Raw genomic sequence first — 12,006 nt, forward strand, 5'->3', positions numbered from 1 at the left:
GCACCTCCAGCCGCGAATGGCGCTAATTTGTTGCGCAGCTTTAGCGCAAGGGTCAAAGGTTATCGTCCAGCCAGCGCTTCGCCCAGGCGAGCCCATGCTCCGACGCCTCCAGCGCACTGGCAAAGACGCCAAGTTCTCTAAATACGTATTCCTTCCCACCGGGCCCGTCGTCGTCACGAGCTCGGATGCTCGCAGTTGCGCGGGATCGAAATCCGTGGGCAGTTTCGTCGCTTTCAGACACGACAGTCCAGCCCTTATGAAATACTTTGAGTCGCACGATTTCGTTCCTTTCGCAAGACAGCGGCTAAGACGATTACGGAGCCAATTAATCTCGTCAACGAGCTCTCACATCGTCCGTCAGACCAGCAAGCCTTATTCCCTTCGGCCAGGCTCGACTTCGACGGCGCACCATCGGATTGCGTCTAACCCTCAACGCGATGCGTTTCCCTCGATGCAGCCGCCAACTCCCGCGCGGAAATGATAGACCTCTAGTTTTGCAATGCGGCTTGGCAGTCCCAGCGGCTTAACCACTTCTCGCCGCTTCCGCTAGATCGAGTCGATCGCGCGCCAATAGCGCGCTCTCTTGCAGGCGTCTAACTGCCGACAAAAGCGACTTTTCCACGCCTGTCTGATGACTGAGGTGGTGATCCTCGTCTCCTCGCTTCACTAACTCGCACGCCTAATCTTGCGTGCCAGCCCATCGCGGACATACCGGGCGTTGGGCTGCTAACCGCGGCGACAACAGTCGCCACAGTTGGAGACGCCAAGGTATGAACGGCCGACACTTTGGTATTGCATCGTTACGCCGGTGTGCGATACGAAATAGTTGCTGCCGCGCATTTAATGCGGTGGCCCGTCTGTGGTCGTGGCCGACTGTCGCGTAGCCTCGACTAATGCCTCCAATTGAACGATGCGAGCCTGAATGTCCTTTGCCTGTGGGCTTTTTGCGGCTTCCGCGAGAGCGAACCGGTCCTGAGCTAAGAGCAAGCTTTCTTGAAGGTGTCGCACTGCGGACCAGAGCGCATCCTCCGCGCCCTCCCTCTGATACGCCTCGAGAGACCTGGCCGAAAACGCGTGGCCCGTGTGGCAACGGTAGCGCAGGGGAAGGTTGTCTCCGACACGCCAGATCACACCTCCGCAGTCAGGGCAAGTCAGGCTTGATCGAACGCCCAGCCGCTCAAGGTCTTCGGGGGTTGACGTTCCTGAAAGCGCAATTCGAGTCTCAAGAGCGACTCGCTCACTGTCTTCCACACGGACTCCTTTTGACGAGCGTCCTGCCAGCGCGGCAATGACAGTCGGCGCAATATGTTCGATGGGAGCAACGATATCCACCGAAACCGCTCCCATAGCAGCCACCGGCATATCGGGCGCCACACAGTCCGACGGGTCCTGAACGATCGAAAACCCACCGCACACGTCAACCGCTTTCAGCCCGGCTGCGCCGTCGTCGAGCATGCCTGTTAAAACCACACCAATAACGCGAGGCCCGAACGCGACCGCCGCCGACCGAAAAAGCGGGTCTGCCGCCGGCCGCGTAAAGTTTTCCTTCGGGCCTCGCGATAACATGATCTGATCGCCAACCAGAAGCATGTGCCTGTCCGAAGGCGCGACATATACTTGCGAATGGGCGATACATTCGCCGTCGCTTGGATGCGAAACGGGCAATGCGGACGAAGCCTGGAGAAGCGCAGGGAGCTCACTGCGCCATGCACCGATATGCATGACGATGAAAATGCTCGCGGGCAGATCTTCGGGCAGACCGGACAACAGTTTCTTAAGCGCCGGAAGACCGCCGAGCGACGTGGCGATCACTACCCGTCTCGGGTTACCAGTTGCGCCATGATGTTAGGTCCTCTCCCGTCAGAGAGTAACAGCGCAATCTTCGGACCCGATACGGAAACGCTCCAACGGCGCTCTTTTCGTGTGGAGGGTTACTTCGCGTCCGACGTTGGAGGCTCATCCGTCCCATACATGTTGACCACCTTCCAAAAAAAAATACCTCAGTTGTCCCTGGATCTTTTTAGGCGTCGAGTCACCAACAGTTATACAGCAAATATCGAATCTCTTTGAACCGTTGCTTGTCCGCCGCGGCTGGTCGCTCAACCATTTAAATAACACCTCTGTTCGGCGCCACCCCACCCTGTCTGTACCTAGCGCTGCTAAATCGCTCGAATGACAATCAGCATAGCCAATGACCTGACATTCAATGTCGTTGGCTGAGTGGGACTCGCTTCCGACCGCACTTGGCGGACGCATTGAACTTTTTCTGTGCGACGCACCACGACGGCACGTCGCTTGCTGCCAAGCGACGTTGACAAGACCTCGGGGGCAGCCATGGCGGATGCAAGCGCTGGATACGAACGCTTAGGCATCCCAGAGCCTTTGACGCAAATACTTTGGTTACGGTTCAGTAAGTTCAAGGTGCAATGGTTGGGCGGGTGGATAGTCCGTGGGTACAACTTGTTGGTGTGGCGCTCAACCGATGCGTTCTGCACTTCGCTTGTCTGCACAGGGCTCGGTCGTACCGACACATGCCCAGAGCTCACATCCTCTGAGGTCTTTCGCCAGTATGCGGAGCAATTGCTAAAAGACAACACGGCGTTTGAATGGGGCGTACCTCGTCACATGGTTCCAGTGGTGTCTGGCACTGTGCGGCATGCGGACGACTGGTCGTCGAGCGCTCAACTATGCCGGGGACGACCTAACTTTGACCTTGGTATTCGACGCACTGATCTTCCTCGATGTCTTCGAATTCACCCCGGGAATACGGTTTCTCCAAGCGAGCGCAGCCGGAGCCAATGGCGTCCCGGCGCCCGGGCAAGACTCGGTCAAGAGGCGGCGCGACTGACATCAAGTCGTGCCAGGTAGCAAACCGAAGGCACGAATCCAGTCACCACTAGTGGGCATTCGCAGGTTGCAGGACCGTATCCCCCAACTGTTTCGGCTCCACGAACCTCAGACGCGCCAACTTAAGGACGTGCTCCGGATGCAGTTCCCAACGACGGGTAACGATTGAAATAAGTAGGGTCCGACCCGAACCTCGGTCGCCCCGCTCAGTCGCACCCACGTTTCGATCTCTGAGGCCGACGTTTTGACCATCAGTAAGTGTCAAAGCGCTGACCGCTCGGCCTTTCGCCGGCGCGCCCCCGGGTCAAGATAAGGCCGTACCGGACGGGTCCTCGGGAACGAGGGATGCTGGGTCATTGTGGGCGTCGACTTCAACCCCAGACTCTATGAGCGAACCATGCCAGATTCGAGACTGCGCCGTTCGAACGACACCAATACACGCGGTGACGAACACAGAAGTAAGGTGAAGGGCAAACGGCAGTAGGCGCAGCGGAGGAAACCGATGCATCAGGGTGACCAACGGCGACGATGATACCCTCGCCTGCACCATCGCCGCAGTATTTCAGATTTCAGCCAGTGAAATTGAATCCACGAAACTTCAGCCAATAAGATTTCGGCTCATGCGATTTCAACCTATCCCAATTCCAACCGTGAGACAAGCAATGAACCCATCCATCGTGCTTTTTCAGCAGAAACGCCGCTACCTGCGGAGCGTCGACGCGGAGATTGCCGCCTGGAGTTGTCAGGCTGACACGCCCGACAACCCGGAGGACGACGTTGACGACGCGCTCGACGAAACAGGAGAGGTGACCAACCAAAGCAACGGCAAGTCAGGGACCAGCACAACCGCCGAACCCGACAGCAACAAGGTGAACGCGCCGTCGCCGCATTCCAACAACGCCAGCGGCAAGTAAGGTATGTGTCCAAGCTGCCTTGATACAATCAGGTACGCCCGCTTCCCGAGCGCCGGAGCCTTAGCGTCCGCGGAAAATAAACCTCAACGAGCGTGGCGATCTTCGCGGTCTGCGGCGGTTCATTTGATTTACAACATTGTAGGATTCTTGCCGTGCGGGAGTCGCCCCTTCATTTTGATGAGGAAGTTTAGCGGACCAGGCTAAGCAAAAAGTCTGCGCGGATTCCGCTTCAGTTGTTCTCTCGTTGAAGGACGCGCCAGAAGGGCGTTTAGAGCTACGGCCGTGTTCGCCTGGGTCGGAAAACAGGTTCGGTGCGCGACAGGCGCCACCGCGCCAATCCCGACCGCGTTGCGTAGCTTTCAGCAGTCATGCCCAGCGCAGGGCTCGGGTGCGAAGGAGATCAAGGCATTGATCGATCGGCGGTGACCGGCGTGTACGGCTCAAATCCGGGCAAGCGCTCTAGTTGTCGGGCGACTGCCAACGACTCATCCCGCACGGGGTTGATGAGTAAAATAGGAGGACTAGAGCTTATACATCCCGTCGAGACGGGCGTTCCGGCTCTTCTCTTAAAGTGTACGAACGCCGATGCGTCGCCGCACGGCGGGCCTTTGTTCCCAGCCTAGGGGAAAGAATAGCGGCAAGGTCCCGAGCGTTACGAGCGCCGTGTAGAAAAGGAGTGGCCGCGCAACTCGCTCGCAGGGCAAAATTTTCAATCACGCAAGGCAGCGCGACGCCCGACCCGTCGGCGTGGTCCGCATTTCAATGCGCCCTGATCCACAAGCGCACCAGTCGCAAAGGTGCACACGTGTCAGGAATTTTGCAGCGCCGCCTAATCGTCGATCGACTGACCGAATTTAATCAAGTTGCCGTCCGGGTCGATTACGTAGAGTTCCGCCATGCCCCAATCCCTTTGCGCGACGTCTTGCAGTGCCGGTATCTTTGGAATGACCTTGAACTCGGTAAAGGTATCAGCGATCTGCTGTTAGTACGCGAGCGTCTCCGGAGCCACGGGCTGCACCCCGTAGGCGGTGCGTCGAAGCGCGGTTTCCAGCACCTTGGTCGAGTTCCACGAGCGGCGCCAACTGCGCGGCCACGGCCGGAACGTTGTCGCGCGCCCAACTGTCGACCTGATCGAGCTCTTCCAGCACCGCGCGCACCAGTTTCGGCCGCGGCGTCGCGATAATCCCGACGGCCTTGGTTCGATAGCCACGATTCCGATGCGATTTTCGTCGGCGCCATTGCCTGGATCGCCGTTGATGGCTTCTGCAAGACCACCAGTTCAATACGTTAGAACGCACCTGAAGTCAGTCCGACCTGACGAGCGACCGACAAGATCCAACGCGCCCGGGATTGCTCTCTGTGACCGCCAAATTTGGGGCGACCTGAGCGGGTCACTAGGACCGGCTTCGGCCATGAAGCGACGTTCGCAAGCATTTAGTCGGCGACATTCCAATGTCAGCTTCGACGTCGCGACCGGCCATTCGGCCGTTTCCCAACCGGCCACCGCAAACAACAGGGCGTCTGACTCACTAATTGAATCCGCAGCGGCCCTGGCGCGTTCCGCCCTGAGTTGAGCCCGGCCAGTCGCGACAGTCCCGCGGGGATGCGCCGCAGGGGGCGAATCGGAGCCGCTGCATTAATCGATGCTGTGGTTTGGGATATTAGCGGCCGACTCGATCGCCAGACATCTGACCGTCTCAATCGCGATCTCCAACGGAGCTATCTCGGCGAGAAACGCCGATGCGTCGGCGCTCTGCGCAGTCTCCGCCAGAGAAAGTCGCTCCTGCGCAAGGAGCAGCTTTTCCTCCAGGCGTCGAACCGCTGACCATAGCGCATTCTCGGCACCTGAGCGCTGCTCCGCCTCCAGCGACAATGCGGAAAACGCGTGGCCTGTGTGACACCGATACCTAAGCGGGTAACCCTCTCCGATGCGCCAGATGACGCCGCCACAGTCCGGGCAGGTCATGCTCGTTCGGCGTCCGAGCCGTTCCAGCTCGGCTGGTGATGAGTGGCCGGTGGCGGCAATTTTCAGCTCAAGCGCGGCGCGCTTTCTCTCGTTCATGTCAAAGCCCCTGGACGAATGGTCTGTCAACGCTTTGACGATGGCCGGGCCTATGTCCTGGATCGGAGCGACCACGTCCGCAGGAACGGCTTTGAGAGCAGCTCGGGGCATGTCGGGAGCAACGCACGACGACGGGTCTTGAATGATCGTATAGCCGCCGCAGGCATGGATGGCCTTCAACCCCGCTGCGCCGTCATCCAGTTTTCCGGTGAGTACCACGCCGACTGCGCGGTTCCCGTAGTTGACCGCTGCCGAGCGAAACAGCGGGTCAGCGGCAGGACGCGTGAAGTTCTCCTTCGGCGCGGTCGACAGAACAATGCTGCCGTCAGCAAGAAGCATGTGCCGATCGGGCGGCGCGATATAGACCGTCCCTGCGGTGATGACCGCACCGTGGGAGCCATGGACGACCCGCAGGTTGGTTTCTGCGGCGAGCAGCTCGGGCAGCTGGCTTGGCCACGTGCCAATATGCATGACGATGAACATACTCGCCGGGAAATCGGCCGGCAGCGTGGAGACGATCGCTTGCAGCGCCTCCAGTCCGCCCAGCGACGCCGCCACTACCACGACATGCCCTGAGTTGCGTCTTTGATCCATGTGTTGTCGCCTCCCTCGCATACAGTAGCAAATCGCGAGCCTGTTGCTTGCCTGCGCACGACTAGGCGCCGTGGGCGGGCAAGGCGTTTAGGGTACTTTCGGGCGTCGGGCCTGGAAGACCCGGTGCGTACTCCCTTGCTGCCACAGATCAGATTAAACTTGTCAATACTTACTCAAGGTTGACTTGTCAGATGGAAAATCCACATTATGGTGTCGGCAACGAGGCCGCAGCGCCTCGCAAGGTTCCTGCGCTCGACTTTCCGATTATCGGGATCGGTGCATCGGCCGGCGGCGTTCAGGCCTTAATCCGATTCTTCGAACATATGCCGCAGGAACCAGGTATGGCGTTCGTGGTCGTCCTCCATCTTTCACCTTCGCACGAAAGTCAGGCCGACAACGTTCTGCGGCGCGTCACCCGAATGCCAGTCCTGCAGGTGACCGAGGCGACGCCGGTCGAGAAGAACCACGTCTATCTCATATCTCCGGCGACCGCGCTATCGTTGACCGATGGCTACCTGTCAGTGACGCCCGCCGAGCGGGGGCGAGGCGGGCCTGTCGCGATCGACCTGTTCTTTCGCAGCCTCGCCGAAGCACACGGCGAACGTGCGATCAGCGTCATCCTTTCGGGCACGGGCAGCGACGGCGCAGTCGGCATCGGCCGTATCAAGGAATGCGGTGGGATCACGCTGGCGCAGTCGCCGGAGGATGCTGAGTACGCTGAGATGCCGGCCAATGCGTTGGCAACCGGGCAGGTCGACATCGTGCTGCCGGTTGCCGACATGCCGCAAAAGCTGATAGAACTGACGGGGAACGCTCGTTCGATAACACTGCCGTCTCCCGACGCAGCCCCGAGCGGAACGGCGGTGGAGGCGGCTGAAGACGGTGCGATGGCGGCAGAACACGCGCTGCAACGCATCTTAAAGGCCCTACGCGTCCGTACTGGTCATGACTTTCAGCACTACAAGCGTGCGACTGTATTGAGGCGAATCGAGCGCCGATTGCAGGTCAACGGCCTACCGGACCTGCTTGCCTATCAGCGCTTTGTCGAGACCCATCCGGACGAAACAGGTGCGCTGCTTCGTGACATGCTGATCGGCGTGACGAACTTCTTCCGTGACCGTGAGGCATTCGAGGCGGTTGAGCGCGAGGTTGTGCCGGCCATCCTCGCCAGCAAGGTTGAGGCTCAGTCCGTTCGCGTGTGGGTCGCCGGATGTTCAACGGGCGAAGAGGCCTACTCGCTCGCCATGTTGTTCAGCGAGCGCAAGGCGGAGGGCTCCGAGTTTCCGAAACTGCAGATCTTTGCTACGGACCTCGACCAGCAGGCGATAGAAGTCGCGCGCACCGGCAGCTACCCGGAGTCGATTCTGACCGACGTCCCGCCCACGCGCCTGCGGCATTTCTTTACGCCGGAGCGCGGCCGTTACGTCATCAACAAGGCGCTGCGGGAAAGCGTGCTGTTCGCGCCTCACAACGTGCTGCGCGATCCGCCGTTCTCTCATCTCGACCTCGTGTCGTGCCGCAACCTCTTGATCTATCTCGACAGGCGCGTGCAGCGTCAGGTCTTCGAAACGTTTCATTTTGCACTCCAGCCGGGTGGCTTGCTATTCCTCGGGACCTCGGAATCAGTCGACATCGCCGACGATCTTTTTAGCACGGTCGATAAGAAAAATCGCATTTATCGGGCGAAAATGTTACCCACAAAGGTCCCGTCGATCTCGTCGCCGGCTGTGACCGGCCATCAGGCTCTCGCGCCGCGCCCGCTCGGGCCGGCACCCATACGCGACCCCGCAAGCTTGACTTTCGCGACGCTTCATCAGCAGGCAATCGAACGGTACCCGCCGCCGAGTGTGCTGGTGGACAGGAACGCGGAGATCCTGCACATGTCCGACGACGTCGGGCGATTTCTCCGTTATGTCGGTGGTGAGCCCTCACACAATCTGCTCACACTCATCAACCCTGACTTGGGGCTCGAATTGCGCACGGCGCTCTTTCAAGCACTGCAAAACGGCAGGAGCGTTGATGCTGAGCGGGTGCGGTTCTCACACGGCGCAACTTCTTCCTACGTCAACATGACGGTTCGTCCGTTCAACGACGCAACGAATTCGGCGGTGTTCTGTACGGTTTTCTTCGACGAGGTCGAGGAGACGACTCGGCCCGAACGGGCGGAGCAGACAAATGCGGACCAGAATCCGCTTGTCACGCATCTCGAGGGCGAATTGCATCGCACCAAGGAACTTCTGCGACTGAGCATCGAGCAATCTAATGCTTCAAATGAGGAACTTAAGGCGTCAAACGAAGAACTTCAGGCGATCAACGAAGAAATGCGCTCGGCGACCGAGGAACTGGAGACGAGCAAGGAAGAGCTGCAGTCGGTGAACGAGGAACTCGTCACCGTCAACAGCACGCTTCAGAACAAGGTCGAAGAAACGGCGAAGGCCAATGACGACCTTCAGAACCTTATCGCGGCGACGGGCATCGCCACGATTTTCGTCGATCGGGAGATGCACATCAAGCGATACACGGCGCCCGCTGTTGGGTTGTTCAATCTGATCGAAACGGACATTGGCCGTTCGCTGTTCGACCTGACGCATCGCCTGATCTATCCGGAGCTGACCGCCGACGCGAGTGCGACCTTCGAAAGCCTGCAGATCACGCAACGCGAAGTTAGCACGACGAGCGGAGAATGGTATTTGGTCCGGCTGTTACCTTACCGAACCGGTGAAGACCACATCGACGGCGCGGTGCTGACGCTGATTGATATCACAGAGCGACGCCTCGCTCAGCAGGAGGTTCGTCTGGGGGAGGAACGGCTTAAGCTAGCCGCAGTGGCCACCGACGACTACGCGATCATCGTCCAGGATCTGGACGGTAGGATCGTGTCCTGGAACAAGGGTGCGGAGCGCGTGTTTGGTTATGGTGAACCGGAGGTACTGGGCAAGCCTGCCGACCTGATCTTCACGCCGGAAGATCGCGCGCAAGAGGTCGCACTTCGGGAACGCGAAACCGCAAAGGCGATTGGTCGGGCCGAAGACGAACGATGGCACCAACGCAAAGACGGCAGGAGAATCTACTGTAGCGGAGTGATGAGCAAAATCTCCAGCGAAGGCTTCAGTGGGCTGGCCAAGATCGTTCGCGACATGACCGACAAGAAGAGTGTCGAGAGCCAACAGCAGATGCAACTTGAGCTAGAGCGAGCGACGCGTGCGCAGGCCGAATCTGTCAATCGCCAAAAGGACGAGTTCTTCGCCGTACTGTCACACGAACTCAAGAATCCGCTGAACCTCATTCACGTGAAGGCCGAGCTGCTCGATCGCGCTCCTGACGCACGGCACATTCCTCTGGTTCGGGACGCGGCGCAGGCCATTCAACGCTCCGTAATCAGTCAGGCAAAGATTATCGACGATCTCCTCGATCTCTCGCGGGTGCGCACGGGAAAGCTCGCCCTGAATTTCGCCGACGTCGACCTCGCGGCCGTAGTCCGGTCCGTAGCGGACGCCTGCGCCACGGATGCCGAAAACAGCGGCATCGCGTTGAGCACAGCCCGGACCGACACTGCACTTGTCATTCAGGCCGATTCAGTGCGGGTCGAACAAATGCTATGGAATCTTCTCCGCAACGCGCTCAAATTCACTCCTCGTGGGGGCAGTATCAGCATTGCCCTGTCGGAAGATAATCGCTTCGCCTGCATCGAAGTGAGAGACTCGGGCAAGGGCATTACGCCAGAATTCCTGCCCAAAGTCTTCGACATGTTTAGTCAGGCGGAGGGAAGCGTCAACCGCGATAGCAGCGGACTCGGGATTGGCCTGTCGCTCACCAAGCAACTGGCGGAAATGCATGGCGGAAGACTTGAAGCGGAATCTGCCGGGATCGGTCGGGGAGCGTGCTTTCGTTTGCGGTTACCCAAACATTCGCCTCTTGCCACGCGCTCGAACTCGCCGAGTGTTGCGGATGCCGCCATCCTTAAGGAATTAAAGGTCCTGCTGGTCGACGATTCCATCGAAAGCCTTGAGGCGTTTGGCGCACTGCTCGAAATCGAAGGCGCTGAAGTCACGGCCGAGTCCAGCGCGCAAAAGGCACTTGCTCTGACCAAGGATCGTCAATTCGATCTGATCCTGTCGGACATCGCCATGCCGGGCATGAGCGGGTATGAACTGATCGAGGCGGTGCGCAAGCAACCGAGTACGGCCAAAGTTCCTGCCATAGCGTTGACAGGGTTCGGACGTGATCAGGACGCTGCGCGGGCGCTGCGCGCTGGGTTCGATGCGCATCTCGGCAAACCGGTAACCTTGAATGCGTTATTGCATGTTATCGGCGCGATCATGTAGCTGTTATCGCAGCTGGGTGGTTCGACAGAGTGCTATTCAAACTCTATCTATCTCGAATACCAGTTGAACTGACGGGCCCGCCGAATGACCGCTCGAACGAACAAAAGGGGCATCCGGGCTACCGGCCGGGGAACGGCAGACACGGGTCGACTGCCGGTCGCGGGAATCGTTGGCTGTCGCCGAGCTTCATTCATTCGGACGTGTCGAGATGCTCAACGCACGCTTGATACACTGACTGAACGGTGGGCGAGCGGTGGTCCAAGTGCCAGCGGTCGACGTGGAATAGTTGTACGAGAGAGTGCTCGTCGACTGGGAAATGGATGGACAGTGAGCGAGCCAGTTCTTCGGCAGCACCGGCCAAAGCAAGTCGTTCCTCCCAATTTGTCGATGCGCCGTTGGTCCGCAGCCAGATTTGTAAAGACTCAATTACATTGGACGCAGACAGCCACTCGCCGGTGAGTGCCCGTGCAGTGAGTTGAGACACGACCAAATAGCAGAGAATCTCGGCTCGCGCCTCGCCGTCCAGATTGTGCGGCACTTGACTCACAATAATCTCTTGAATTCAAACCGAATACGCTAAAAAATGTCGCTTAGTTCGCGGCGCTTCTACCGCATCGGATAAACGAGGAAAGGCGTCATGAAAAAATGCTGGTTCTGCTTATTTTACTGTTGCTGGGTGACAAACACTGCCTCTGCAGAAAACCTCGACAACCGCGCCGGCGTTCGAGCAGCGACTATCGAAGCGGCCGCGGCGAATGCGCGGTTTGCCAGCACCTTCTGCGGATTATCACCGGCAAAGCTGGCTGCCTACAAATCGATGACGCGCGATCGCTCGGCCGAGGTCACCAACTTCGAATCCAGTTGGGAGGACGGCTGGGCGCGGGAGCAAAAGACGGTACGCGGTTACGAGATGATGCGAATTGAAAATCCGGCACTTTTTTCGAAAGATGTCAATGCGGGCTGCGCCGAACTTCGAAAACTGCGCGTCAGCGATGAGCCGCGAGCGAGCGAAGTTTTCTGAGATTGGACGAAATTCTGCGAGCGGGCGCCGACGCATGTGACGAGCAAGTGAGCCGAACGTCGGCGGATTGCGACGCGAGCGCGAGCTCAGAAAGGTAGCCCCCTATGCAGGCGCTAGCGATCCCACTTGACTCACGATACGACGAAGCACTGAGGTACGACATTTCAATTTAATTCCAGCTACGACATTTGTATTAGCCTCGACATACATCATCCGGCTCATCCAAGCGTCGCCGTTCATGCG

General features: G+C 58.8%; 6 protein-coding genes. 3 read left to right on the top strand and 3 right to left on the bottom strand.

Annotated elements, in window-relative coordinates; genetic code table 11:
• Nucleotides 1–840: 840 nt before the first annotated feature.
• Nucleotides 841–1,812, bottom strand: a complete 972-nt coding sequence (locus tag AC3D25_RS02165; protein WP_488886849.1) for a chemotaxis protein CheB — start codon at nt 1,810–1,812, stop codon at nt 841–843.
• A 1,697-nt stretch (nt 1,813–3,509) separates the two neighbouring features.
• Here AC3D25_RS02165 and AC3D25_RS02170 point away from each other — a divergent pair.
• Nucleotides 3,510–3,761 (top strand): hypothetical protein, encoded by a 252-nt coding sequence (locus AC3D25_RS02170; protein ID WP_488886850.1) that lies wholly within the window; start codon nt 3,510–3,512, stop codon nt 3,759–3,761.
• 1,636 nt (nt 3,762–5,397) lie between these two features.
• Here AC3D25_RS02170 and AC3D25_RS02175 read toward each other — a convergent pair.
• A complete protein-coding gene (locus tag AC3D25_RS02175) occupies nt 5,398–6,417 on the bottom strand; it encodes a chemotaxis protein CheB (RefSeq protein ID WP_488886851.1) in 1,020 nt (339 codons plus the stop codon).
• A gap of 191 nt (nt 6,418–6,608) precedes the next feature.
• Here AC3D25_RS02175 and AC3D25_RS02180 point away from each other — a divergent pair, with 191 nt between their 5' ends.
• A complete protein-coding gene (locus AC3D25_RS02180; RefSeq protein WP_488886852.1) occupies nt 6,609–10,742 on the top strand; it encodes a CheR family methyltransferase in 4,134 nt (1,377 codons plus the stop codon).
• A gap of 190 nt (nt 10,743–10,932) precedes the next feature.
• On the opposite strand, the gene AC3D25_RS02185 is transcribed toward AC3D25_RS02180, so the two are convergent.
• Nucleotides 10,933–11,289: a hypothetical protein gene (locus AC3D25_RS02185; protein WP_488886853.1), complete on the bottom strand. Its 357-nt coding sequence runs from the start codon at nt 11,287–11,289 to the stop codon at nt 10,933–10,935.
• A gap of 90 nt (nt 11,290–11,379) precedes the next feature.
• Here AC3D25_RS02185 and AC3D25_RS02190 point away from each other — a divergent pair, with 90 nt between their 5' ends.
• Nucleotides 11,380–11,763 carry a hypothetical protein gene (locus AC3D25_RS02190; protein WP_488886854.1) on the top strand — a complete coding sequence of 128 codons (384 nt, stop codon included), beginning with the start codon at nt 11,380–11,382 and terminating at the stop codon, nt 11,761–11,763.
• The last annotated feature ends 243 nt before the right edge of the window (nt 11,764–12,006 follow it).

The sequence above is a fragment of the Caballeronia sp. SL1002 genome, assembly GCF_057814995.1.